Annotated in this window: 26 protein-coding genes and 1 other RNA gene; 7 read left to right on the forward strand and 20 right to left on the reverse strand. The window is 49.8% G+C overall.

From position 1 onward, the window contains the following. The first annotated feature begins 191 nt into the window (after positions 1-191). Positions 192-1,094: an SDR family oxidoreductase gene (locus tag BV910_RS10535; protein WP_078147279.1), complete on the forward strand. Its 903-nt coding sequence runs from the start codon at positions 192-194 to the stop codon at positions 1,092-1,094. A gap of 238 nt (positions 1,095-1,332) precedes the next feature. After that, the gene (locus tag BV910_RS10540; RefSeq protein WP_078147280.1) at positions 1,333-1,758 is read left to right on the forward strand and encodes a hypothetical protein; all 426 of its coding nucleotides are present in this window, start codon (positions 1,333-1,335) and stop codon (positions 1,756-1,758) included. Between the two features lie 87 nt (positions 1,759-1,845). Here BV910_RS10540 and BV910_RS10545 read toward each other — a convergent pair whose 3' ends face one another. The 6 genes from BV910_RS10545 to secA2 form a co-directional block, all read right to left on the reverse strand. Beyond that, on the reverse strand, positions 1,846-2,763 hold the full coding sequence (locus BV910_RS10545; protein WP_078147281.1) for a proline dehydrogenase family protein: 918 nt from the start codon (positions 2,761-2,763) through the stop codon (positions 1,846-1,848). 157 nt (positions 2,764-2,920) lie between these two features. Beyond that, entirely contained in the window at positions 2,921-3,592 is a 672-nt protein-coding gene (trhA, locus tag BV910_RS10550; protein ID WP_012726872.1) for a PAQR family membrane homeostasis protein TrhA, read from the reverse strand. Between the two features lie 95 nt (positions 3,593-3,687). Then, positions 3,688-5,130: a carbon starvation CstA family protein gene (locus BV910_RS10555; RefSeq protein ID WP_078147282.1), complete on the reverse strand. Its 1,443-nt coding sequence runs from the start codon at positions 5,128-5,130 to the stop codon at positions 3,688-3,690. Positions 5,131-5,315: 185 nt separating this feature from the next. Further along, positions 5,316-8,069 carry a bifunctional 2',3'-cyclic-nucleotide 2'-phosphodiesterase/3'-nucleotidase gene (locus tag BV910_RS10560; protein ID WP_078147283.1) on the reverse strand — a complete coding sequence of 918 codons (2,754 nt, stop codon included), beginning with the start codon at positions 8,067-8,069 and terminating at the stop codon, positions 5,316-5,318. Positions 8,070-8,202: 133 nt separating this feature from the next. Beyond that, the gene (locus tag BV910_RS10565) at positions 8,203-9,006 is read right to left on the reverse strand and encodes an SLAP domain-containing protein (RefSeq protein WP_047795105.1); all 804 of its coding nucleotides are present in this window, start codon (positions 9,004-9,006) and stop codon (positions 8,203-8,205) included. Then, positions 9,006-11,372 carry an accessory Sec system translocase SecA2 gene (gene secA2, locus BV910_RS10570; protein WP_078147284.1) on the reverse strand — a complete coding sequence of 789 codons (2,367 nt, stop codon included), beginning with the start codon at positions 11,370-11,372 and terminating at the stop codon, positions 9,006-9,008. Before secA2 ends, BV910_RS10565 begins: the two co-directional genes overlap by 1 nt. 253 nt (positions 11,373-11,625) lie before the next feature. Between secA2 and BV910_RS10575 the strand changes: the two genes are divergently transcribed. Together BV910_RS10575 and BV910_RS10580 are read left to right on the forward strand one after the other, a co-directional pair. Continuing rightward, complete coding sequence (locus BV910_RS10575; RefSeq protein ID WP_078147285.1) at positions 11,626-12,921, forward strand: Y-family DNA polymerase; 1,296 nt, start codon at positions 11,626-11,628, stop codon at positions 12,919-12,921. Continuing rightward, entirely contained in the window at positions 12,918-13,247 is a 330-nt protein-coding gene (locus tag BV910_RS10580) for a YolD-like family protein (protein WP_078147286.1), read from the forward strand. The genes BV910_RS10575 and BV910_RS10580 overlap by 4 nt, the downstream gene beginning before the upstream one ends. On the opposite strand, the gene BV910_RS10585 is transcribed toward BV910_RS10580, so the two are convergent. Together BV910_RS10585 and BV910_RS10590 are read right to left on the reverse strand one after the other, a co-directional pair. Continuing rightward, positions 13,244-14,800: a SulP family inorganic anion transporter gene (locus BV910_RS10585; protein WP_240499840.1), complete on the reverse strand. Its 1,557-nt coding sequence runs from the start codon at positions 14,798-14,800 to the stop codon at positions 13,244-13,246. The two genes, BV910_RS10580 and BV910_RS10585, sit on opposite strands and share 4 nt — an antisense overlap. 133 nt (positions 14,801-14,933) lie before the next feature. Next, positions 14,934-16,346, reverse strand: a complete 1,413-nt coding sequence (locus BV910_RS10590; protein WP_078147288.1) for an NAD-dependent epimerase/dehydratase family protein — start codon at positions 16,344-16,346, stop codon at positions 14,934-14,936. A 135-nt stretch (positions 16,347-16,481) separates the two neighbouring features. Here BV910_RS10590 and BV910_RS10595 point away from each other — a divergent pair, with 135 nt between their 5' ends. Then, positions 16,482-16,670, forward strand: a complete 189-nt coding sequence (locus BV910_RS10595) for a hypothetical protein (protein ID WP_012726888.1) — start codon at positions 16,482-16,484, stop codon at positions 16,668-16,670. Between the two features lies 1 nt (position 16,671). Here the strand turns inward: BV910_RS10595 and BV910_RS10600 are convergent, their stop codons facing one another. Together BV910_RS10600 and BV910_RS10605 are read right to left on the reverse strand one after the other, a co-directional pair. Further along, complete coding sequence (locus tag BV910_RS10600; RefSeq protein ID WP_078147289.1) at positions 16,672-16,971, reverse strand: hypothetical protein; 300 nt, start codon at positions 16,969-16,971, stop codon at positions 16,672-16,674. A 2-nt stretch (positions 16,972-16,973) separates the two neighbouring features. Next, a complete protein-coding gene (locus tag BV910_RS10605) occupies positions 16,974-17,180 on the reverse strand; it encodes a helix-turn-helix transcriptional regulator (RefSeq protein WP_031422895.1) in 207 nt (68 codons plus the stop codon). Positions 17,181-17,355: 175 nt separating this feature from the next. Between BV910_RS10605 and BV910_RS10610 the strand changes: the two genes are divergently transcribed. Continuing rightward, on the forward strand, positions 17,356-17,856 hold the full coding sequence (locus BV910_RS10610) for a hypothetical protein (RefSeq protein ID WP_078147290.1): 501 nt from the start codon (positions 17,356-17,358) through the stop codon (positions 17,854-17,856). A gap of 37 nt (positions 17,857-17,893) precedes the next feature. Here the strand turns inward: BV910_RS10610 and BV910_RS10615 are convergent, their stop codons facing one another. The 4 genes from BV910_RS10615 to BV910_RS10630 form a co-directional block, all read right to left on the reverse strand. Further along, on the reverse strand, positions 17,894-18,541 hold the full coding sequence (locus tag BV910_RS10615; RefSeq protein ID WP_078147291.1) for a hypothetical protein: 648 nt from the start codon (positions 18,539-18,541) through the stop codon (positions 17,894-17,896). An 11-nt stretch (positions 18,542-18,552) separates the two neighbouring features. Then, positions 18,553-19,017, reverse strand: a complete 465-nt coding sequence (locus BV910_RS10620; protein ID WP_078147292.1) for a GNAT family N-acetyltransferase — start codon at positions 19,015-19,017, stop codon at positions 18,553-18,555. Between the two features lie 68 nt (positions 19,018-19,085). After that, positions 19,086-19,421: a hypothetical protein gene (locus tag BV910_RS10625; protein WP_078147293.1), complete on the reverse strand. Its 336-nt coding sequence runs from the start codon at positions 19,419-19,421 to the stop codon at positions 19,086-19,088. A gap of 229 nt (positions 19,422-19,650) precedes the next feature. Continuing rightward, entirely contained in the window at positions 19,651-20,082 is a 432-nt protein-coding gene (locus tag BV910_RS10630) for a hypothetical protein (RefSeq protein WP_078147294.1), read from the reverse strand. A 134-nt stretch (positions 20,083-20,216) separates the two neighbouring features. Here BV910_RS10630 and BV910_RS10635 point away from each other — a divergent pair, with 134 nt between their 5' ends. Next, a complete protein-coding gene (locus BV910_RS10635; RefSeq protein WP_078147295.1) occupies positions 20,217-20,582 on the forward strand; it encodes a hypothetical protein in 366 nt (121 codons plus the stop codon). A gap of 110 nt (positions 20,583-20,692) precedes the next feature. On the opposite strand, the gene BV910_RS10640 is transcribed toward BV910_RS10635, so the two are convergent. The 6 genes from BV910_RS10640 to rnr all read right to left on the reverse strand — a co-directional run bounded on the left by BV910_RS10640 (position 20,693) and on the right by rnr (position 26,090). Beyond that, positions 20,693-21,652, reverse strand: coding sequence for an HNH endonuclease signature motif containing protein (locus BV910_RS10640; protein WP_168169852.1), 960 nt, complete (start codon positions 21,650-21,652; stop codon positions 20,693-20,695). A gap of 66 nt (positions 21,653-21,718) precedes the next feature. Beyond that, entirely contained in the window at positions 21,719-22,321 is a 603-nt protein-coding gene (locus tag BV910_RS10645) for a hypothetical protein (protein WP_078147297.1), read from the reverse strand. Positions 22,322-22,496: 175 nt separating this feature from the next. After that, entirely contained in the window at positions 22,497-22,640 is a 144-nt protein-coding gene (locus tag BV910_RS10650; protein ID WP_047795092.1) for a hypothetical protein, read from the reverse strand. 114 nt (positions 22,641-22,754) lie between these two features. Then, positions 22,755-23,110: a transfer-messenger RNA gene (gene ssrA / locus BV910_RS10655) on the reverse strand. Between the two features lie 49 nt (positions 23,111-23,159). Further along, a complete protein-coding gene (smpB, locus tag BV910_RS10660) occupies positions 23,160-23,630 on the reverse strand; it encodes an SsrA-binding protein SmpB (RefSeq protein ID WP_012726899.1) in 471 nt (156 codons plus the stop codon). A 54-nt stretch (positions 23,631-23,684) separates the two neighbouring features. Then, positions 23,685-26,090, reverse strand: coding sequence for a ribonuclease R (gene rnr / locus BV910_RS10665; RefSeq protein ID WP_078147298.1), 2,406 nt, complete (start codon positions 26,088-26,090; stop codon positions 23,685-23,687). Positions 26,091-26,102 lie beyond the last annotated feature (12 nt).

Raw genomic sequence — 26,102 nt, forward strand, 5'->3', positions numbered from 1 at the left:
TGAATAGTGATTCATTTCATGCGTAAAAAAAATCGCAATCACCATCGTGTTTACTCTTCTATCATAAATGAATGAACATTCATTCGCAAGCGTTCATTTTTCAATTTCATTCCATTTTTTGAATGAGCGATTAGTTTTCAATGGGTGTGGTATAGACAAAAAGAGTCAAATTCAGAAAGGGGAATGTATACATGCGCGATAATCGTCTGAACACCGTAGGCAGTCGAAAAGATTTTGAGGCATTCAAAAAGAAGGCACAAGAACAGGCACACCAACCGGGAATCGATTCGAAGATGGAGCCCTTCCCCATTTATGAACGAGAAGATTATAAAGGAAGTGACAAGTTAAAAGATAAGGTCGCCATCATCACCGGTGGGGATTCCGGAATCGGAAAGTCGGTCGCCATCTTTTTCGCCCACGAAGGTGCGAACTCCGTCATCGTCTATAAGGATCAAAACGAACTCGAGGACGCGGAAGCGACAAAAGAACGGATTGAGGACTTAGGTCAAGCCTGTCTCTTGCTTCAAGGCGATCTCGGAGAATCTTCTTTCTGTCAACGAGTCGTCGAAGAGACGCTCGAGACGTTCGGCCGGATCGACATCCTCGTCAACAACGCCGCCGAGCAGCATCCACAGGAGTCGCTCCTCGATATATCAGATGAACAACTCGAGAAGACGTTCCGCACGAATATCTTCAGCATGTTCTACTTAACGAAAGCAGCGCTCCCCTACTTAAAAGAAGGAGCGAGCATCATCAATACGACCTCGATCACAGCCTATGAAGGAAACGACCAATTGATTGACTATGCGTCGACGAAAGGTGCCATCACGGCATTCACCCGCTCGCTCGCCAAAAACTTGGCGGACAAGAAGATTCGCGTCAACGGGGTCGCCCCGGGACCGATTTGGACACCGCTCATCCCGTCAACGTTTGACGCGGAGAAAGTGAAATCGTTCGGCGATTCAGCAGAGATGAAACGACCGGGGCAACCGGCCGAACTCGCACCGGCGTATGTCTATCTCGCAAGCGATGATTCGACGTACGTCAGTGGTCAAGTCATTCACGTCAACGGTGGTACCGTGATTAACGGATAATTGATTGAAGACTCAGTTCGTAGCTGAGTCTTCTTTTGTGCAGTACGTCCTTTCGGCGCCCATGCTTTCAGCAGGCAATCCCGAAGCCTCCTCGCGCCGTTCCCGGCACTGCGGGGTCTTCGTCTGATTGCTTTCCTGCATGAGTCATGGCGCCGACGGACCACTGAAAAACAACATGACCATCTACGTCGTACATCAAGTATACTAATCATAAATAGGTAAATATGGAGGCTAGTCAATGACAAACCCATACAATGATGATGTGTATGACGAAGAGCACGACGAAGATATTTTAGAGTTCGACCCGCATTTTGACCATGATGCCAAGATGGAAATCAATTTGAATGAATCAGGCGTCAACTTCGTCGGCAACGCTGAAGGCTATCTCGCCCTTGCGCGAATGTTTACATTTTTAGCGCAAACACATATGTCTATTCGAATGGAAGAAAATCCTCCGCCTGACGTAAATACTTCCTACGGATATGGTCCGTACCATATGACTGATTTCATCCGAGAAGATTTAATTCAAAATAAACAGTATATATTCAATCCAGGTGCTCTACGTGATGTGCATCCAGAAGAACATCAGGAACTTTTCTTTTGGCTGTCCAATCAAATCGGTCCAGATTTTTGGGTAAGTGAGGACGAGAACAAGAAATCGTAACACCTCCGCTACATAGAAGACCGAATGTATCGACGTTATCCATACATCAAAAAGCACGAACATCCTCGACGAATGTTCGTGCTCATTTTATTTCTTCACCATTCCCTTTAACACGAACGCCACGTTTGCCGGGCGCTCTGCGAGACGGCGCATGAAGTAACCGTACCAGTCACGACCGTATGGCACGTAGACACGGACTTTGTATCCTTGGCGCACGAGCTCGAGTTGACGCTCGACGCGGATGCCGTATAACATCTGGAACTCGAACTGGTCGAGTGGAATGTTGTTCTCTTTGACGTGCTCGATGATGGCGTCAATCATATGGTCATCGTGTGTCGCGATGGATGCGTAGTTCCCGTTCGCAAGATGGAGTTTGACGAGCTTCACGTAGTTATGGTCCACGTCCTCTTTTTCAGGGAACGCGACCGTCGCCGGCTCTTTATATGCCCCTTTGACAATGCGGAGGTTCGGCTTGAGCGGCGCAAGATGATTGATGTCATCTTCCGAGCGGTACAAGTACGACTGGATGACCGTTCCGAGACCGTCGAATTCAGCTTTCAGCTTTTTGAACAATTCGAGCGTCTTTTCACAACGCTGCTCATCTTCCATATCGATGGCCACAAAGACCCCGACTCGTTGTGCGACCGTCAAAATTTGACGCATGTTGTCTTCAATCAACTCGTCCGAGATATCGAATCCGAGTGACGTCAGCTTGAGTGACATATAGGCGTCTAATTGCTCTTCTGCCATAATTTCAATCGCACGCATGATCTCGTCGCGATTCGTATTCGCCTCTTCGACCGTCTTAATAAATTCCCCGAGATGATCGACCGTGACCGACAACCCTTTCGCGTTCAATTCGCGAATCGTCGGGACAGAAGCCTTAAAGTCTTCCCCTGCTACAAAGCGTGATGCACCAAATCGTAGGCCATATTTCTTTGCCAAACTGTTGAGTGTTTTGTTTTGTGACATGTAGATAAATCCATCGCGCAACACTTTTTCCATCTGATTTTCCCCCTTACTTTTACACCCATCTATCTCTATGATGATGTCTGCAATTATTATGACACACAAACGTCATTTCGTCTGTATTTTTGTAACCGTTTGCAGCACTTTCTTCCCAACTTTTCAAAAAAGACAGACGTCCCGTAGGACGGCTGTCTTATAGGCTTGTCGAAGGTGCGACATAGAGTAAAATACTGAGGAAGATGAACACGCTTCCCGCTAGGACGAACAAGTGCCAAATGGCATGGTTGAACGGCAGTTTTTGCCACACGTAAAACACGATACCGACCGAATAGGCGATCCCTCCTGCGAGAAGAAGCATGAACCCTTGATGACCGAGTGATTCATACAACGGACGGATGGCGATGATGCAGATCCAGCCAAGTGCGAGGTATGTCACATTGGACACCCACATGTACTTTCCGGTCGAAAATAGTTTCCACACAATCCCGAGAATTGCCACACCCCACACGATCCCGAATAACGTCCAGCCGAGCGTCCCGTGAAGGGTCACGAGGGCGAACGGCGTATAACTTCCGGCGATGAGTAAGTAAATCCCCGCATGGTCGAACACTTGCAACACCCGCTTCGCCCGTGGATGCGGAATGGCGTGCATGAGCGTCGAGAAGAGATAGAGTAAAATCATCGATGCCCCGAACACACTGACCGCGGTGACGTTCCATGTGCTCCCACTCTCTGTCGCGCTCATGACGAGCAGGACGAGGGCGACGATGCTGAAGATGACTCCCAGGCCGTGCGTGACCGCGCTCGCAATCTCTTCCCCGAGCGTGTCGGCATGGAGCATCTCTTTGAGTTGCTCTTGTTTCATGTGCTCCCACCTTCCATAAATGTTCCTTCTAGTATGGACATTTCCCGATTTGAACGCAATCAAAAACACGGGCTACCGATTAGCCCGTGTCGAGATTATGCGACTTCTTTCACCGGAACGTCACATTCCATTTGCGCTGCTCGCATCGCGCGTGCCCGTTTGTGGAACAAGACAAGAAGCGTCAACGTGCCGAGTGTCGAGATGACGTACGGAAGGACTCCGTCCAGCTTGAAGCCGATTGGCGCCGTCAAGATGTAGAACCAGACTGCATATAACATGAACGTCCCCGGAAGGAGCGCGATATAGTGATTGCGCCCTTTAATGTAAAGGTACATCGCCCCGACGAACAGTGCGATGACCGCTGTCGTCTGGTTCGCCCAGTTGAAGTATTGCCAAAGCATTTGGAAGTCCATGTTCGTGAGCACGTATGAGATCGCGAAGAGTGGAAGCGCGATCCAAAGACGTGACGAGAACTTCTTCTGTGCGATCGACATGTAGTCCGCGATAATCATCCGTGCGCTACGGAATGCCGTATCGCCTGACGTGATCGGTAAGACGATGACTCCGAGAATCGCGAGTGTCCCGCCGATGCTGCCGAGCATGAGTGTCGCCACTTCTTGCACGACGAGTGCCGGAGTGCCCGCACTGATGAGTCCAAGTAATTCACCCGGCTCAAAGATGGCCATCGCCGCTCCAGCCCAAATCATCGCGATGACCGCTTCGGCGATCATCATGCCGTAGAAGATTTCACGACCGTTGCTTTCTTTCATCGTCGTCCGCGAAATGATCGGTGACTGTGTCGCATGGAAACCAGAGAGCGCCCCACACGAGATCGTGAAGAAGAGGAGCGGCCAGATCGGTAAGCCGTCCGGATGCATGTTCGTCAATGTCATCTCTGGAATCTTGTATCCTTGAGCGAACAAGCTGACCGCAATCCCGATGGCACTGATGACGAGTAGCGCCCCGAAGAACGGGTAGATACGTCCGATAATCTTATCGACCGGGAGAAGCGTCGCCAAGATGTAGTAAGCGAATACGGCGAAGATGACGATGGTGAGCGTCGATGCGTTCCCATCGAACAAGTTGTTGATCATGTTACTCGGAGACGTGACGAACACCGTCCCGACAAGAAGTAAGAGTAAGAGTGCAAACCCGTTGACGATATGGCGAAGCGAACGCCCGAGAAACTTTTCCGCCAGTTGTGGCAAGTGTGCCCCGTTGTTTCGAAGGGAAATCATTCCTGTCAAATAGTCGTGAACCGCACCGGCAAAGATCGATCCGAAGACGATCCAAAGGAAGGCGACCGGTCCGTAGAGCGCCCCCATGATTGGTCCAAAGATTGGTCCGACACCGGCGATGTTGAGCAATTGAATCATCGAGTTCCGTTTTTTGCCCATCGGCACGTAGTCGATGCCGTCCTGAGACGCATAGGCGGGCGTCGTCCGCTCTTCCTTGATGCCGAACGTCTTCTCGACGTAACGACCATATACTAAATACCCGACCAAAAGTAGTGCGAGTGCGACGAAGAATGTAATCATCTGTCAGTCCCCTTTTCCGTACATATGTAGCCGAATCCCATCAGCTCTTCGGTTTACACGTGTCATGTAACCGATTACATGTTTGATTATACATAAGACTAGATGATAATGTAAGGGCTTTCATTCACATTTTAGACACTTTTCTTCGACAAAAAACGACGCCCGATTCGGACGTCGTTCTGTACTTATTTCAAGTTGAAAGTTGATTGTTTTGCGCCAGAACCATCGTAGTCACTCGCGATGACTTTGTACGTCCCTTTCGCAAGGCCTTTTTTGAATGTGAACGTATACGTACCAGCCCAGCTCGCCTTCACTTTTGCGACTTGCTTGCCTTTGGCGTCTTTCAAGAGGACCGTCGCGCCTGGTGTCGTTTTCCCGATCAAGGCACGCGTACCCGCTTTCACGCCTTTCGTGTTCTTCGGCGTCACCATCTTAGGTTTCTCAATCACAAATGACTCGGATTCAACCACTTTACCAGAAACATCTTTCGCTTCGATTTCATAGCTTGCCGCAACGAAACCAGCACGCTTCGTGAATTCGAATTTACCAGATGCATCTGCCGTCGCATAGGCGATTCGTTTTCCGTCCCGCTTCAACACCATTTTCGCACCTGGCGAAGACGTTCCCTTCAGTACTGGCGTATTGGCATACGTCAAACGTTTCGAGATAGCTGGCGTTCCGACAAAACCTGCACCGACGACTTTCGTTTCCGTCAGCGTCTTCCCATTCAATTCGCTTTCAATCGTCAATGACTGACGGAGTTTGAGTGGTTTGACCGTCAAACGGTACATGCCTTCTGCATCGGCTGTCGTCGTGGCGAGAACCGTTTTGCCATCTTTTAATGTCACGTTTGCAGATGGAGCCGTCTTCCCAGTCACGACTTTTGCACCCGGTTTGATGACATCGACCGCGAGCGTCAAGTCAGTTGGCGCCACTTCGAGCTCTGCCGTATAGGTCCGGAAGAGGCGACCTGCCGCATCTTCACGCGTCGCGTCCGTCGCTTTGATACCTTCGTAAAGGTTCAAGTACTGCTTACCCGCATCCGCTGTTTCAAATGTCACCGAACGTTTCGCGTCTGCGACAATCTTCCAGTTGTTGTCGGCTTTGTAGTCCAACTTGTCTTTACTTTCGACAATGTAGTCCGAGATGACGTTACGTGTCTCATACGCTGAGCGATAGACGATGTTCTTCCCGCCACCAAGGCCTGGGAACGATGAAGAACCTGCGCGATAGTTGTTCGTCGCGACTAAGAACTCTTGGTCCATCTTGATCGGTTGTCCATTGTACTCGACGTTCTTCACGCGATTCGCGTTTTCGTTGACGAGCTTTCCGCCGACATCGAACTTCGCAGGACCTGTGACATCGATCTCATACGTCAAACCGTCGAGAATATCGAAGTTGTAGCTACGGAATTGAAGGTTGAGTAAGTTTTCGCCATCTTCTTCGATTTGGTCAAACGCACCCGCTGACATCTCGAGCCAATCCATGACATCTTTTCCTGTCACTTTGACGACTTCGAGCGTGTTCGGATACACGTAAAGGTCCGCGACGTTTTTCAAAGCAATTTGCCCTTTCGGGATATTCGTATAGTAGCTTGCATCTGTCAATTCACGTCCACCCGCTTTGAACGGTGCGCCTGCTGACAAGAGTGGCAACTCTTTATATGCAGAAAGTTCCGGGTTCGTTTCAAGCTCTTTCTCGACATACCACTTCTGTGCGTTCGTCACGAACTGAACCGATGCATCATCACGGACGAGTGCGAAGTAGCTCTGGATGTCATCTTGAATCTCACCGACCGGTTGGTTGATGTAGTCGATCGTCGCCAAGTGGTCGTCTTCGATCAACGCTTGAATCGTCGGGTCGACCGCCGTATCAGCCGTCACCGTATCGAGTGCTGCTGACGCATCGACGATTTGCCATTTCCCTTCTACGAGTTCAAGTTCAAAATCGATGACGCCGAGGTCCTTCCCTTGGTTGTTCGCCATGACGACCGGTTTGCCATTGATCGTCCCTTTTGTCATGTCGACGTTCGGGAATGAGGCGAACATGCCTTTCGCATCCGGGAAGCGACCGTGTTGGTGCCCCGTCATGACCATGTCGAGTCCGTCAATCTTCGTGAGCGCGTATCCGACGTTCTCTTCGCTGTCGAGTTGTTCGTCCGCGAGCGCCGCACTGTCACCGATGCCTGAGTGCGCGAGGGCGACGACGACGTCCGCTCCCCGGTCTTTCAATTTTTGAACCGCTTCACGTGCGGACGGGATGATATCCTCTGCCGTCACACGGCCTTGAAGGTTCCCCGAATCCCATGACATGATTTTCGGAGGGACGACTCCGAATACGCCGACTTTGATCGTATGCGTTTCCCCATCCAAGTCTGTGACCGTTCGTTCGATGATTTGGACCTCTTGTCCATCCACGTTGAACTTCGAGACGATCGGGTTGCCTTCTAAATCTTTGACGTTCGAGTTGACAAAACGCAGTTTCCCTTTCGACCCTTCCATCGCGTTGTATAAGAATGCGAGACCGAAGTTGAATTCATGGTTCCCGAGTGTGACGGCATCGTAGTTGAGTGCCGCCATCGCCTTGTACATCGGATGTTCGAACGCTTCATTTTTATCGACTTGGCTCTCACGGACGTAATCGCCAAACGGTGTCCCTTGAATCGTGTCCCCGTTATCGAACAAGAATGTGTTCGTTTCCCCAGCGGCTCCACGATGTTCCTTGATGAGTGTCGCGACTTTCGTCAACCCGATTGTGTTGTCGACCTTGTCTTGGAAGTAGTCGTAGTTCGTGATGTTCGTATGTAAGTCTGTCGTCTCTAAGAAACGGAGCTTGACGATATCCTCGTCCACTTCTGCCAAGACGTTCGGTGCCTGTAGTGGCAAAACGGTTGGTAACACGAGCGCGGTCGCGATCGACCATTTCAATGCGGTTTTCATGTGATTGTCCCCTTTTTCTGGTTGATAATTGTCTAACCATATTCAATATAACACCAGCCGTCTTTCCCTCCTATTAAAATTTTGTATAAAAATAGACCTAATTTCCTTTACAAAAATTAGGTCTATCCTCCTATTATTGTTTGATACGAACAGTGAACGGTCCATCGCCTTCAATTTCTTCAAATGTGACCGATACCGGGTACGCATGTTTCCCGTGAACCGGCTCTTCAAGACGAATCATCGTGAAGCCGACCACGTCCTCCCCACTCACGAGTTCAAGCGGGAGCTTCTCGACGTTCAAATGGCGGTCGTAGCCGTTGCGAAGGAGAATCGTCGCCGTGACGTCCGTCTCTTCCTTCTCCACCGATACGAGCATCAAGTTGAACTCGTTCTCCCCGACTGGCGGCGTCGAGATGTTCGTCCGCATGAGCTGTTGCCATGCACGTGTCGAGAACTTCGTCTCTTCTCCCGGTGACACGGGCTGAAGCGGGTCGATCGGGTTCATTTGGAAGACGAGTCGGAGCGAGTCGTACGACTCCACTTCCCCGAACATCTCATCCAAGAAGAAGTCCAAATAAACCGGCTTGCTCGTCCACGCCTCAAAGCTCGGCAGTTCAGAACGTCCGAGGACCTTCCGTCCGATTGGGACGTTATTCGCGTCTAGCAAGAGGACCGGCAATTCGTTGATCTCGAACGAGCTCGGAAGCGTGTTGCGGAACAACGCCACGATCGACAAGTCATGCCCGATCGACTCGACGTTCAATAACTCAATCGAGAGCTGATTATCGAGAAGTGGTGGAAGTCGTTTCGCATGATAACGGAAGACGTACTCGTCCTCTTTCGGAATCCCCATCGCGTCGTCGATGACGAGCGTCAATTGGCGCCCTTCCTCTTTATTTCCTGTCTCAATCTGTTTACGTTTACGAAATCCTAACATTATACTTCCTCCTCTGCCATCTCAGCGAAATAACGGTCGAGCTGGCATAGTTCCGTCGTCACATCCCGGGCGATATTGATATACGTCTGTTCGAAGATTTCCAGTCCTTCTTTTCCGAACTGACGGCTCGGGTCTTCCTGACCGTAGCTGCGAAGCCCGATCCCTTCTTTCAATCCGCTCATCGTCGTCAAATGGTCCGTCCACTTCATGTCGACGGCGCGGAGAAGCGACTCTTTGGCGAAGAGGACGATGTCGTCCTGTTCGAGGCGCGACGCCGTCGCAGCGATGATCGTCTCCATCCAGTCGTTTAAAGCATCCTTCAGTTCACGCGTATCGGCGATGTCTTTTGCCCATGTCGGCTCCTGCATCGTCAAGTAGCGTAAATCATCTTTCAACTCATCGATTGGCCATTCCTCAGGCACGAGTTCATCCGACACATGCATATCGATGCTGTTCTCGAGGGCGAGACGCATCATGCCGAGGACGTTTTTCGTGATGGCATCCGCATCGGCGTTGACGGCCTGGTTACGAATCGTATAGATGATATTCCGTTGTTCGTTCAAGACGTCATCGAGTTTGAACAAGTAGTCCCGAATCGAGACGCCGAGTCCTTCAATCGTCGTCTGCGCATATTCGATAATCTCGATCGCATCTTTCGTTGAGACCTCACCTGTCGCACTCGGCTTCAACTTCTTCTCCACGCGTTCTAGTTTCTGCGCCGCATAACGTTTCACGATCTCATCTTCGAGCGAGACGAAGAACTCGGTCGCACCCGGGTCGCCTTGACGCCCCGAACGACCGCGGAGCTGGTTGTCGACACGTTTTGACTCGTGGCGCTCCGTCCCGATGACGAAGAGACCGCCCGCTTCCTTCGCTTTTGCGTCGAGCGTGATGTCCGTTCCACGTCCGGCCATGTTCGTCGCAATCGTCACTTTGCCGAATTGACCGGCGTCCGCGATGATATCGGCTTCCTGAGCGACCGTCTTCGCGTTCAACACGTCATGCTCGATCCGCTTCTTCTTCAAATGCTTGCTGATGGCTTCCGATTGTGCGATCGAGGTCGTCCCGATCAAGACCGGACGTCCCGTCGCATGTAGTTCTGCCACTTTCTCAGTGACCGCCGCATACTTTTGCTCGATCGTCATGAAGATGCGGTCCGGATGGTCGACACGTTGACGTTCGCGGTTCGTCGGCACTTGGACGACGTCCATGTTGTACGTCTTCAAGAACTCTTGACGTGACGTCTGAGCCGTCCCCGTCATCCCACCGACGAGCGGATACATGCGGAAATAGTGCTGAATCGTAATTTCCGCCGTCGTCTTGTTCTCTTCGGTGATGGTGACGCCTTCTTTCGCCTCGAGCGCCTGATGCAACCCTTCTGACAAGCTCCGACCTTCCATGATGCGTCCCGTGAACAAGTCGATGAGTTCGATCTTGTCTTCACGGACGATATAGTCGACGTCAAGCTCGAACAAGACGTTCGCACGGAGCGCCTGGACGAGATAGTGATAGAGCACCTGGTGTGAGGCGCTGAACAGGTTATCGATGGCGAACAGCTCTTCAATCTTGACGATTCCTGCTTCTGTGAACGTCGCAGATTTCGACTCGAGGTCGACCTCATAGTCGGTTTCCTCGAACTCAGAAATGATCTGTTGCGCCAACTGTTTCAACCGGATATGTGACCGGTCCTTCTGCGCGATGATGAGCGGCGTCTTCGCCTCATCGATCAAGATGCTGTCGACTTCATCGACGATGGCGAAATGGAACGGACGTTGGACCCGTTCTTCCGGCTTATGGACAAGGTTGTCACGCAAGTAGTCGAATCCGAACTCTGTCCCGACCCCATACGTGATATCTGCCTGATATGCGGAACGCTTCTCGTCCGCTTCGATGTCCGGGACGTTCAAACCGACCGTCAACCCGAGGAAGTCGTGGATCTTCCCGATCTGTTCCGCATCACGTCTCGCCAAATAATCGTTCACCGTGATGACGTGGACGCCTTTTCCTTCGAGCGCCTTGACGTAACTCGGCAAAGCGGCGACGAGCGTCTTCCCTTCCCCCGTCGGCATCTCCGAGATGTTCCCTTCGAGGAGGGCGAACCCACCGATGAGCTGGACGTCATAGTGACGCATGCCGAGCACACGGACTGACGCTTCGCGGACGAGAGCGAACCCTTCTTCTGCGATGTCATCCACTTTCTTTCCATCCAAGAGACGTGCTTTGAGCGTCTCCGTATATGTACGCATCTCGTCATCCGAGAGGGCTTTCATCGTTGTCTCTAATTCATTAATACGCGCGACCCGTCGTTCGTACGCTTTCAAACGCCGGCTTTGATCATTCGTTAACTGTTTTACAAATTGGATCACACTAATAGCCTCCATCTTTCTATCAATTCATCACTTACATACTCGTCTATTATAACGAAAATCGAACCAATTCGGAGACTTTTTTACGAAAACTTCCTAAAAGTTGGTTTTTAGACACGTGAAAACCTATAAATTTTGGTTAATTTTCAAAAAGTATTTGTAAAAATATTTTCAATTCACTATTTGAGATGACGTGAGACCATGTTACGATGAAAAAAACAGAACATTTGTTCGTAAAAAAGGAGTGGTGACGATGCGCAGACGAATCTTTTGTATCGACAGCGTCTCGTTCTATGCCAGTTGCGAGTGTGCCGCGCGCAACAAAAATCCTTATCAGACGAAGCTCGTCGTCCTCTCGAACCTGCAGGACAGCGGGGCACTCGTCCTCGCTGCGACCCCGAAGATGAAGCAGCTCGGCATCAAGACCGGGTCACGCCGCTTCCACATCGACCGCCTCCCGTGGCACGAACGACGGGACGTTTTGTATGCCGAGGCGCGGATGAGTCACTATTTGAACGTCTCCATCCAAATCATCCACATCCTCCATCAGTTCGCCCCGCCCGAGGCGATTCGCGTCTATTCGATCGATGAGACGCTCGTCGACATGACGGGGACGGAGCGACTGTTCGGAAGTGACGAGCACGTCGCCCACCTCATGCGTGCGACGATTTTTCGCTATACGGGCATTCCCGTCACCATCGGCATCGGACCGAACAACGTCCTCGCCAAGCTCGTCCTCGATTTGCATGCGAAAAAGAAAGGGGTCGCCACGTGTCTTCTCCAAGACGTCGAACGGCTCATCCATCCGGCGCCGATCGAGAAGATGTGGGGTGTCGGCACGAAAATGGCGGTCCACCTGCAGCGGCTCGGCATCTGGACGATCGGGGATTTGGCCCGTTATCCGCTCGAATCCCTTCATGAAAAGTTCGGTGTCATCGGTGCAGAACTTTGGCATCATGCTTGGGGCATCGACGAGTCGCCGACCATCCTGCCGGCGAGCTCTTTGTTCGGTGCGAAACGGACGCGACCGAAGTCGATCGGACACGGTATCACTCTCATGAAAGATTACACGACGTATTCCGCAATCCGGCTCGTCTTACAAGCGATCGCGGTCGAAGTCGGCATGCGAACCAGGCAAGCGGGACTCGTCGGAGGGACGATCCATCTCGGGGTGCGCTATACGCGGACGAGCGACCGGGCTGGCTTCAGTAAACAAAAGAAGCTCCCCCGCTTCACAGCGGATGAGCAAGAGTTTCTCCCGATCTTATTGCAGCTATTTTTAGACGGCTGGGAAGAGACGGAGGCCGTCCGTTACGTCTCGGTCGCTCTCGGCAAGCTCGAGCCACGGAGCGATCACGTCCAGTTATCGTTCTTCGAAGACGAATGGGCGAAGGCGAAACGGCTCGACTTCCTCGATTTGATTGACGGCCTGAACGTCCGGTTCGGTCGCGGCACGATCCGACCGGCGTCGAGCCTACTAAAAGACAGTCCGCTCCGGACGCGCCAACGTCTAATCGGCGGACATAAACAAGGAGGCGATTCCTCATGAGCAAGACCCGCTATCGTGACCGGGGTGAGTTAAAATGGATCCCATTTCTCATGCCCGAGCACGTCGCCCTACTGAAACGTTATTATGCCCAAATCCAAAAGATTGAACTGCCCGACTTGGACGAACAGCTCCTCTATCTTTGGCAGACCGAGCTCGAACGGGCCATCCGTGAAGGCGACCAAGTCGAGGTGACCTTGTTCGTAGACGGCTTGACGACAAGCATGCGCGGCTACGTCCACGCCATCTATTATGCCGAGCGCGAGGTCGAGCTGTTCGATGGCGAGGTGCGGCGCGTCCCGTTTGGCGATATCTTGTCCGTTCGTTAAGACGCCTCGATCGCTTCTTGGGTCGTCTCGAACGTCTCGATCCCGTCGAGTAGCCCATAGTGAGCAAGCGTCGCGCGGACCGATGGCGACAGGTGCGCGAAGATGACGTGCCGGTCGGCCGCTTTCAGTTCGGTGATGACACGCCGCAACTCTTCGACCGCGGTCACGTCGATGACGGGGCAACGATGAAAGTTGAAGATGAACACGTTCGGTTCCCGATGGATGTGATGGAGGACGTGCTCGAACAACTCGACCGCACCGAAGAAGAGCGGGCCTTCGACACTGAAGACGATTTGGCCGTCTCGCGTGACGTACCGTTCTGTCCGTTCGCGCACATCGATCGTATCGGCCATTCGTTTCGCGAAGAGCGCGAGCGCACAGATGACGCCGACCTCGACGGCGACGACCAAGTCGACGAATACCGTCAATAGTAACGTGACGAGAAGGACGAGCGATTCGGATGAACGATGACGCAACATCGTCATCACGTGATGGCGTTCGGACATGTTCCAGGCGACCCGCATCAAGATCGGAGCGAGTGCAGCGAGTGGTACGTAACTCGCGAACGGCGCGAGGACGAGAACCGCAACGAGCACCGTGATCCCATGGATGACCCCGGCACGTCGACTGACCGCTCCCGCCTGAATGTTCGTCGCCGTCCGGGCGATGGCACCTGTCGACGGGATCCCACCGAAGAACGGTGTGATCACGTTCGCGAGCCCTTGCCCGAACAGTTCCTTGTCCGGTTTCATCTTCGTCCCCCCCATCCCGTCGGCGACCGTTCCCGAAAGAAGTGACTCGAGTGCGCCAAGGAAGGCGATGGCGAACGCGGACGGGAGGAGTGTTGTGATCAGGTCGAGGTCGATCGCAAGCCAGTTGAATTCCGGCAGTCCGCTCGGGATGCCGCCGTAGGCACTTCCGATGGTCGCGACCTCACCCGGGATGAGGACACTGACGAACGTCGGGACGAGCATCGCCATGAGTAAAAGCGGTAAACGGAACGGCAGCTTCGGGACGAGCCAAAGCGTCAAAAAGCCGATTCCGGCAATGACGATCGGCCAAGGACTCGCTTCGGGCAACGCCTGACCGAGGCGAAGCAAGTTCTCGTGAAAATGTGGCGCCTTCTCAAACGTGACCCCTAACAACTCATCGAGCTGGTCGACGAAGATGACGACGGCAATCCCGGCCGTGAAACCGATCGTGACGGCCCGGGGCATAAACCGGATGAGCCGTCCGACCCGGAGCACGCTCATGAGGAGCAGCAACATTCCGGCGAGAACGGTCGTGACGAGCAATCCCTTATATCCGTATGCGAGGACGACACCCGAGACGATCGGGATGAACGCTCCCGTCGGTCCGGCAATTTGGAACGTCGAACCTCCGAACAGGCTGACGAGGATTCCTGCGAAGATGGACGTGTAGAGCCCATACACCGGCGGGACGCCTGAGGCGATGGCGAATGCCATGGCGAGCGGGATGGCGACGACACCGACCGTGATCCCGGCCGAGATGTCCTTTTGCCACATCTCACGCGTGGAGAGTGAGTCTTGCATCATACATTCCTTCTTTCCAATCAGTTCAAAAGCGAGTTTAGTGTACGCCTGGAAAGAGGGCTTGTAAACGGATTGAGAAAAACGTTAACAGAATGTACAAAAGAAAAAGACGCACCTTTCGATGCGTCTCCCTTCAATTCGTCGGAGCCTCCACGACTTGATTGCCATCTTCCGCGTCTTTCGTCAGCAACTTCACATGACGACCGAATAACCACATGACGGCGAGATGGGCTTTCGCCTGTGTCTTCGTATAGAACCACCACGGAAGTGCTGGGACGAACTCATGGATGGCGACGAGTCCTTCATCCGAATCCGGTAAGCGTCTAAACTCGAGACGCCCTGTCTGATCCTCTTCACTTAACTTGACGAACTTGCCCCCGTCAATCGCAAAGGATGCCATATCGTCCGTCGCTTCCTGTTCAAGCGATAGATGAAGCGCGACGAACGACGGATCGAGCAGCGCAATCTCCCAATTATCGTCTTCTTTCGTCGTCTGAATGAACGGATACATAAAACGACCGAGCCACTCAAAGTACGTGTCCGCCATCCAAAGCGCCGACTTTTCTTCCGGCAGACCGAACCGCTGAATCGAACGGACGGTATACGATTTCGGTTGCTTTTTCTTCTTACCGCCCGAGGACTGCTTCTCTTCTTCCTCAAGCGCATGTTCGACCGCCTGTTTGAACGGAATCTCTCCCTGACCGATACCTTCGACCGTGTCTTCTGCGACCATCGCGTGCCCCATGCTCTCGACGAGCGGATAGACGGTCGCCTTCGGTTCACCCGTGACCGCCATGACCCACAGGCGCGACAGTTTGATTGTCGGGAACGGGAAGTCGATCAAGACGCGACGCTTGTCCATGACTTCGGCTGTCTGTTCGATCATCTTCCGATACGTCATCACCTCGGGACCCCCGATGTCGATATGACGGTCATAAAGCGACTCGGCACCGACGACCGAGATGAGCGCCTGAACGGCTTCACGGATGTCGATCGGATGTGTCTCCGTCTTCGTCCAGCGTGGCAAGATCATCGTCGGCAACCGTTTGACGAGCTTCGCTAAAATCGGGAACGACGAACCTTCCGGACCGATGATCAGTCCAGCTCGAATCGTCGTTACCGGTACTCCTTGTCCGCCGAGGATGCGTTCGACCTCAAGTCGACTCTTCAAATGACGCGACAACGTCTTCTCTTGCTTCGGGATGATTCCGCTCAAATAGACAATCTGTTCGATGTCGTTCGCCTTCGTCGCCCGGGCGAAGTTGTCCGCAATGAGCGCATCCATGTCCTCGAACGTCGCTTGCGTCAAGCCGCCGTCCGGAATCATCGAGTGCACGAGGAACATCGCGTAATCCGCGCCCTCGCATGCTTCTTTGGTTGCCTCATATGAAAATAAGTCACAGGCACGCCATGTGATATGGGCCTCACCTTCTTTATTTTTCGTTGATCGCGATAACGCGATGATGTCGTACTCTTCTTTTAGCTGCTCCATCACGTTCGAGCCGATATAGCCGCTCGCCCCCGCAATGACAATCGTTTTCCGCATAATGGTCACTCCCCTAATTATTCGCATAGAGGTAATGTACCCTTCTTTTTTAAAAGATAAATCAGTCTAAGTATGTAGAGCCTGCTCGACCGATTCATACTAAAATGAGAATAATTAGAAAAAGGAGGGATATTCATGGGATTTTGGTACTTTCTTTTGCTTGGGTTGGGAATTATCCTCATCGTGCGAGGGATTGCAAGTAGCGCGAAACAAGGTGGATTGATTTTAGTCGGGCTTGTGATGGTCGGGGTATCCATATTTATGTTCCAAGATGGCAGCGCGGACTTGGTCGCGAATTGGTTGGATCAAATCACCGGTCGATAAGTCATGTCCTGCGAATCACAGCAAGATAAATTGACGATCCGATGCTTTGTATGAAAAAGACAAGCATGACAAAGTAGATGAAATAATATTGATCGAAAACTTGAAAAATTGCGACGAGGGCGACACCAACATAGACACCGATTGACAACATCGAATAAGAAATCGATTTGACTTTTAAGGCGATCTGTCGCCCTCGTTCGTCTTGTGATTCAATTTTTCGTTCAAAGTTCGCCTTATAAAGTTCTGAAACAATTACACCAACAATCAAGACAAGAATTCCATACAGCAATACTTGATCCATCTTCACTCCTCCTCATATGTAAATAATGCGGGTAGTTCTTCATCGAGTACCGCCGCAATTTTGAACGCAAGGATGAGCGACGGGTTATACTTGTTTTTCTCAAGTGCAATAATCGTTTGACGACTTACTCCGACTGAATCAGCCAATTGTTGCTGGGTCCAGCCTTTCTTTGCACGACTGAAGAATATTTGATTTTTTAACGTCACCATCGCCTCCTCATTGTATTCAAGTTCAGCGTAAACTATTTTTTACTAAATGTTAAGAATATATTACATAAAAATGATTAACCAAATATGCCCTTTAGTATGTGGCTATTATCTCAAGTTGAATCGTCTGAAATGACACTACATTACAATGTGACTTTTATATGGAAGGAGCTCGACAATGAAACAGTTCAAACGAGTAGGTGTTGTGGCGTTATTCGCCTTGATTGGATTTGCTCTTTTCCATTATGCGACCGAGTCAAAGACAGGTTCCGCTGCATGGACGACAGAAGCTGCGACACATCACTTCAAAGATATCTTAGAAGCGCAGCGAGAGGCGATTGAAGCGCATACTCCTCTTGAGAATATCGAGCGAACGAAACTGTCACACGAAGATGACGTCGTCCGGCTCCTCCTCGGTCAACGAGATTGGGTCGAGCAATTCCACTATACGATTCAGGAGGTACAAGTGGATGAAAAAGGTGGACTTCTATACGCAAATGCTTATGTGACAAGAAATCTTCAATTTGAGAGCGGTGTCACGACCGGGCTTGGTGACGAGATGACGATTCAATTGAGGTCTCCGAATGAGACGATCGAAGAGGTGGAGCTCGACAATCATAGCGTGACAAAATCAGGCCAACCCTTTTTCAAACGCTGGATCAGTCGAGTGTTTGACTGAACAAATCCCACTTTCCAATCGGAAAGTGGGATTACTGTTAAAACGATAAATCTAAACCAGTACCATCATCAAGAAGTTCTTCGTTTTTAGCGGTATAGTCGACACGAATCTCGGCTCGCTTCAGGATGTCGTTCTCTTGTAACGCAGACATCCACGTTCGAACGCGCTCTTCGTCATCGGCTTCCGGCTCCCGATGAAGCGTCAATAAGATTGTCGGCGAAACGTCGGCTGTCTGATAGGCGATTGGATTTGCCGAGGAGACATCGAGTTGTCGGATACTTTCTTCGTCATATAGGACGACATAGGTGACGTCTGCACCAAACGCCGTATCAATCGAATCTTCAATCACCTCTGTGACCGCATCTTCCCATTTGGATGAGAGAAACGTATCAACGATTTCTCCGGTCGATTCATTCTCGTAAACATAAAATTCCGTTCCCGTCACCGAATCCACCGCAATCGCCGCATACTCAAACGGAAAGTTTCCCATGTTGTCGAATAATACGTCCTCTGTCACTTCAGCATCTTTGAATCGCTCGAGTACATATGATTCAGCCATCTTCATCACTTTTGCTTCCTCATCGGGATCTGGTTGCATCGACCGATAAAAGGCAAATACCAACCCCGCCACCCCAATCACAATCACACCAAATCCGACCAAAAGCCACTTCAAGTAACGTTTCATATCGACTCCTCTCATAACTGTTTGTTCATGGCGATGGACGCTTCTTGGAATCCGAGTCGTTTATATAATCGCTGTGCGTCTGGATTCGTACCGAATACACTTAGTCCAATGGATGTTGCGCCAAGTTCTTCTGAGACCACTTTTTCAAGTTTCTCAAACACCGCTGTCGCATACCCTTGCCCACGGTACGTCTCTTCAATCAAAATGTGATAAATGAAGATGCGTTTCGATTCAGCTTGAAACGCATACCACAAAATCCCGACACGAGTGTCTCCGTTCATCACATGAACAATCGTCTGTCCATCCTCGGGTTGATTGTCTGGGAAAAGATTCCGAATCAATTGAGTCGATTCCTCTTGCGCCAACACCAACGGAAGTTGATAGTTGCGCGCGACATCTTTTGCATAATCGTCAATCAACCAAGTCACATAATTCGCGATTTCTGGTCCCGTCATCCTGGCAAAATGAATGGTCATCTGTTTACCCCTAAACGTTTTCCCTTAGTGTAACATACAATTTTTGGAATCACCGTTTCTAGTGAAGTTCAGGATTTTGTAAAATTATCGTATGTTATAGGCGTGAATTCAATTTCATATGCTTCACCAAGCGCTACTTGCAAACGCTCCGAAAGTAAGTCTCCTTCACGATTATGTTGCTCCACCTTGATTTCCCATCCTTTAGCAAGTGTATCCGTGTCCCAGTCAATCCATTCTCCGAATCGACTAACCCATTCATAGAAATCACGCTTCAATTGGTCAGAAATCGTAAACTCATTCAATTCTATATTGTATCGACAGGTCGCACACCATGTCGGGTCCGCCCCCACATCCGACTCTATCGTAATTCTTTTCAAATTTTCACAATCACAAATCCTTTTCATTCATTCGCCCCCCAGGTTTAAGGTTAGATTCTGCATACTTATTCAAAATTAGGAAGATATCCTTTTGATTTATTCAGTCGAGAAATGTAGAGATGAAAATGGTGTGCAGATTGTCTTTCATACAATTGATGGCTTAAGTGGATTAGATGAGACTAGTTGGTTATTCCCTTATTCAGTGACACGAACTAAAGAAAACCATTGGTCTACGCGAACGAATGATTTTCTAGGTTTAATATAGAGTGTCTTTAGCAACTTCATTTGTTGGATCTAGAACAAGAATTTTTTCCGCGATGGACTTTGCTTGTTCATCACTTACAATCTTTTCTGGGACGATGTTCAGAAATAACAGGTTCTCTAAGCGCTTCACATCTGCAGCATCAGTCAAATCCACGGCTCTTTGAGCATGGTATAAGGAAGAGGTATAAGCCCCTTCAATGTGGCAAAGGGGCTGTGATAGGACTTGAAAAGCTAAGTCATGTAATTTATCGTCCTCTGTGTCCAATAACAGATAGACGAGTACGGAGTAATTCGACAGATTTTCATTATCATACGCCAAAGTTAATAAATCATTTTTAAATGTTTCAAAATCAGTAGTTTGATAGATGTCTTTTACTTCTTTAAACCGGCCTGACACAATTAAAGTTTCTAAATTATTTGACACTGTTTATTCACCTACGCATTACTTATTTCTTTTTCTCCATGGATTATGGTAATGAAGCATTTGTGCACTTATAAAGATTAATTTTGGATATAATGGGTTTAAATGTTAAAATTAAAAATCGAAGGGGACTTTAAATGATCAAAAAAATCTTATGGGTACTATTGATGATGGGGTTAGCTCTATTTATTATTACTTTACAAATCAATCGATTGGGTGAAATGACACCGGAGATACAAATGACATTATTTATGTCGCTAGGAATTGTTGTCGTATTATTTATTCCACCACTCATCATGTCGTTCTTTTCAAATCCAATTATTTCATATCTAAACATTGCATACCAGGGAGTAATCGCTATATCTTTTTTAGGAATGCTGCCTATTGGTTTTATGATTCCAAACGGTATGTTTACAGCGATTATAGCATTGCTTGGGGTCGGGATTAGCTCGATGAGTATCATAACAATTTTAAGAACTAAAGAACTGAGTATTAGAAACTAACATACAAATATTCAAGTGAAAGTTAAAAGTGATGTGCTGATGTCTATGCTGTTCAACTATAGTGAATACTAAAACAAAAGTCGAACCTGTTTAATTAGGTTCGACTCTTTTCATGTCTTCGGAGCCCAATTGTTTTCAAATCCATTTTGAACGGCATAGTGATACAAATGAATGAGTTTCGATTCTTTGTATGTAGACATGTATTCTGCCGTACGCAGTTCATGATTTCGTTCTACCAAATTGTAGAGATAATCGATATTCGCTAATCGATTATTTTTACTCGTATTACATGTCGGGCATGACAGCACAAAATTCCATAAGACATCATTTTGCATATAAGACCAAGGAATGAAATGATCCACGTGAATTTGTTTTACAGGCTTTAGGCAATAGAAGCACATTGAGTGCCCGTGACTTAATAAAATTTGTTTAAACTCCTCAAGCGACTGACGGGCAGACACAAACTCCAGCTTGCTCAAGATTCGTTCCATCGCATCTTGGGAATTGTATTTTTCTAAAAAGATGGCTAACTGATAGTTTGTCACGTTCATGAGAACACGCTTATATTTTTCAAAGAAAACGACATACGCTGGAACGAGTTGAATCCATTCTTCTTTTCGATTGAAAGAGTAAATCGTTTCGTTAAAAGAGCGATAGAAAGAACCGTATACGTATTTTTTATAAAACTGATTCACGTTCCGAATCAATTGATTTTGTTGATGCTCTGGTAAACGGTCAAAGTTCCAATCTGACGGAATGTTGTGTTCTTTCTGAAAGGAGACCATCACGTTTTCAACAGCGCTCTGCTTCCCTAGTTGATTCATCTGTGTCAGCCCATGCTTGACGATGAGATTCCAATAGATTTTCGTCACATGTTTGGCAATCTGATGAAATGACACGACACCTGATTCATTCAATTCTGTCGTACATTCCAGTAACACCTTCATCAATACGTGTTTGTACGTCGTCGTATGAGAAGCGTTCATCAGAAATTGTTGTGTAAAGCGCCATAGGTCTGATTCGGTTAAATACACATCTTTCGCCTCAGCGACACTTAAATCCCATCCCAACGACTCCACCTCCATCCATTACACTATTGATTATAACGAATGCAGAAAAGAAGTGGATCTCACACATCAAACAGGAGCAGAAAACTCTCTTTTGATTTGTTCGATATCAATCATTGTCTTTTCATGAACATACTGAACGAGCGCATCATACTGTTCGACCGTATTCAATTTTTTGAACTTCTCCACATCCCCTTCAAAGCCCGCGAAATAATCACTTTGATACTCTGGATTGTTAAAGAGTCTTAAAAATTCCATATAGTCCTTGATGGTCATTTGACTCACGATGAGAGAGAGAATGGATTCCCACTCTTTGATTCGCCCCTCATGAATTTGTTTTTTGATGACGATGTCTTGTGCTTGTTCCATTTTGATTTGTTGAATGCATTGCTCCACTTCTAATCTATATTGGAACAACTCATCTCGATTTCGAGTGTCTAGCGTAGGTGTCACTTCGGTTAAATAGTACTGATACCGTTGCTTTCGCGGATGCTTGTTCTTGACTTTTTTAGGGCTTTGCTCCGAGTCATCAGGGTTCTTCGGTCGTTTCTTTAAATTGATTGATCCTAAAGCCCCCATGATTTCTTTGTTATGTTTTAATGCAAGTTTGCCTACTGTCGGACCATATTTTTTGACGCCATTCACAATCAATTCCGTCGATTTTTTAGACATGTGAACTCCTCCTTTGGTATGTATAATTACTTGACGATTTTCAAAAAACAACTCATAGTTTCTATTCAACAAAAAGATGATCAATCCCTTGATTCCCATCAAAAACCTAATAACCGGTGTCCGCTCCCCAAAAGAAAAGGATTAATGAGCAGGTACTCAATAATCCTTCACCAGATCACTTCTTCTCTTGTTGTTTCTGCAAATATGCTTCACGAAGCTGGTTCAATCGTTCTTTCTTGTTCGAGACAGTCGGCTTTTTGCCGTCTTGGTACTTCGCCGCAGCTACTTTGCTTCTCTTATCTAATTGATATTTTCCCATGTGTTTCACCTTCCTTTCTTCATGGCTTCAATCAAAAGCAAAGACCCTCTAATCTCAATGAAATTAGAAGGTCTTCATGAAAATCATTGATCGCAGTCGTTACAGACTGCTTCAAAATGGAGACGGCGGGAGTCGAACCCGCGTCCGAAGGCATCGTAACGTATGCTTCTACGTGTGTAGTTTATCTATTGAATCTCGATGTGACACTGCCGATAAACAGGCGTTGTCGCATCCAGTCTGTTTCATCTCTTCTTCGCGCCCTCAGACGGCGAGGTTGAAGCGTAGCTTGCTTAGTTTGAGACCCTGAAAGTCATCCACACAAGCGATGGATGTCAGGATCCGCAGGGCACTTAGGCTGCTGCGAGTTGTGTGTTAGTTTTGCCAGTTATAGGCGTTTGCGTTTTAACGAGGCCGACCCCTCGACACGCCACATACGACCGACCTACCCCCGTCGAATCCATAACGTCCCCGAGGTGGTAATTGGTACTCTGTTTAATATACCACAATTAGGATCCGTTGTCAGTATTTTTGCCGATCGCGCATCGCACGGTCGACGTCACGCTTCGCGTCTTTCTTCTTCAAGTCCTCACGTTTGTCGTACTTCTTCTTCCCTTTTCCGACGCCGAGCAGGCACTTGGCGAACCCGTTCTTGATATACACCTTGAGCGGGATAATCGTGTAGCCATCACGCCCTGACGCCCCGATGAGCTGATTGATCTGCTTCTTATGCAACAATAGCTTTCGGACGCGGAGTGGGTCATGGTTGAAGCGGTTCCCCTGTTCGAACGGGCTGATATGACAGTTGTGAAGCGTCGCCTCGCCCCCGTCGAACCGGACGTACGCATCCGCGATGTTGATCTTCGATTGACGGACCGATTTGATCTCCGTCCCTGTGAGCACCATGCCCGCCTCAATCGTATCTTCGATCGCGTAATCGAAGGACGCCTTGCGGTTTTGGGCGAGTGCGTTCGAATCTTTCTTCTTGGCCATACACATTCAGTCCTTTATCTACAAGATACGGAGGAAGGGACGAACCCTTCCCCGTCAGCGACGTTTCTTCGCACCTCGTTTGGCGTCGCCTTTTCGTTTGTGCTTGTCTTTCTTCTTCAGGTCGAGTGCCGAACGGCCTTGGGAAGACTTCTCCCCGTCTCGTTTCGATTTCTCACCTGGTTTACCCGGCTTCCCAGGTCTTCCTGGTTTGCCGCGCTTCTTCTTGTCGTCCCGACCGCGACCGCCACGACGGTCTTTCTCGTCCTTCTTCGGACGACCGCCTTTCGCTTTGATCGTCGTCGGTTGGCGACGGCTTGACTGTTCCCGTTTCGGCATACCAACGACCGTGAAGTCGATCGTCCGCTCGTCTAAGTTGACGGCATCGACTTTGACACGAACGGCGTCCCCAATCCGGAACTGACGTTTCGTCCGCTCGCCGAGCAACATGAGCTGTGATTCGTCAAAGTGGTAGTAATCATCCATCGACTGGAGACGGACAAGCCCTTCAATCGTATTCGGAAGTTCGATGAACATCCCGAAGTTCGTGACGCCGGCGACGACACCATCGAACTCTTCACCAAGATGGGCTTCCATGTATTCAGCTTTCTTGAGCGCCTGTGTCTCGCGCTCTGCGTCGACCGAGCGACGTTCCCGTTTCGATGCCTGTTCGGCAATCGCCCCGAGACGGTCCTCGTACTTCGCAATCGTCTTCTCCGACAAATCGTTGTTGAAGACGTACGTGCGCATGAGACGGTGGACGATCAAGTCCGGATAACGACGGATCGGTGACGTGAAGTGCGTATAGAAGTCTGTCGCAAGTCCGAAGTGACCGAGCGAGATGTCATCATATTTCGCCTGTTGCATCGAACGAAGCATGATCGTGCTGATGACCGGCTCTTCCGGTTCTCCGTCAATCGCCTTCAAAATCTTTTGAAGCGTCTTCGGTTCGACCGTCTGCCCTTTGATGCGTTCAATATGCACGCCAAAGTTTGCGACAAAGTCGAAGAAGAAGTCGAGCTTGTCCGGTTTCGGATTGTCGTGGACACGATAGATGAACGGCACGTCCATCTTGTGGAAGTGTTCCGCAACCGTTTCGTTGGCCGCGAGCATGAACTCCTCGATCAACTTCTCGGCGACCGAACGTGGACGAAGCACGATATCTGCCGGCTTCCCTTCCTCGTTGACGACAACCTTCGCCTCAGCGAAATCGAAGTTGATGGCACCGCGCGAGTTACGACGTTTCCGAAGCACTTCCGCGAGCTCGGCCATGAGGTCGAACTCACCGATGAACGGTTCGTACTTTTTCAATGTCTCTTCGTCATCACGTTCGATGATCTCACGGACGTTCGTATACGTCATCCGCTCCGTCGTCTTGATGACACTCGGGAACAGATCATGGCGAACGACCTTCCCGTTTTGTGGGGAGATCTCCATGACGCAGCTGAGCGTCAAGCGGTTGACGTGCGGGTTGAGGGAACAGATCCCGTTCGAGAGTCGATGCGGCAGCATCGGAATGACACGGTCGACGAGATACACACTCGTCCCACGTTCGAACGCCTCGACGTCTAGTGGTGAGCCCTCTTTCACGTAATGCGAGACGTCAGCGATATGGACACCGAGCTCGTAGTTGCCGTTATCGAGTTTTTTGACGTGGACGGCATCGTCCAAGTCTTTCGCATCTTCGCCGTCAATCGTGAAGATCGTCTCGTCACGAAGGTCGACGCGTCCGATGAAGTCTTTCTCGTCCGCCTCGTCCGGTACCGCGTTCGCCTGAGCGATCACGTCCTCCGGGAACTCCGTCGGGATGCCGTGCTTATAGACAATCGACAAGATGTCGACGCCTGGGTCGTTCTTATGCCCGATGATACGGACGACGTCACAGGCACCGGCGAAGCGTCCGTCCGGATACTTCGTGATGCGCACGACGACTTTATGTCCGTCGACGGCACCGAGTGACTTGTCCGGATTGACGACCGGCCAGAAGTTGATGCGTTTGTCATCCGGCTCGATGAAGGCGAACTGGTCGAGTCGACCGCTCGGGAGCGTATACGTTCCGACGAATTCGGAGAGTCCGCGCTTCAGTACTTTCAATAAAATCCCTTCCGTCTTGCCACGGTTGTCCTCGCGTTTTTTGACGAGGATCGTATCGCCATGGTAGACGTCCTTCAGTTGGTCGGGCGGCAAGAACACATCTTCCGCTTCCCCTTCGACCGACAAGAAGCCGAAGCCGCGCTGATGAATCGAGATGATCCCCGCGACTTGTCCGAGCGTGGCGAGCGTCCCGTAACGGTTCGTCCGCGTCCGGCCGATGGCGCCCTCTTCCTCGAGGGCATTCAATGTGCGGATGAGCTCTTTAAAGTCATCCGTCGACGCGAGCTGTAATCGCTCGGTCAGTTGATCGACAGAGAGCGGTTTCTCGCTCGCCTGTAGAATCTCTAATAATTGGTCACGTAAATTCAACGTGACACCTCC

This window comes from Exiguobacterium sp. HVEsp1 (assembly GCF_002009685.1).
In the GTDB taxonomy this organism is placed as follows: Bacteria; Bacillota; Bacilli; order Exiguobacteriales; family Exiguobacteriaceae; genus Exiguobacterium; species Exiguobacterium profundum.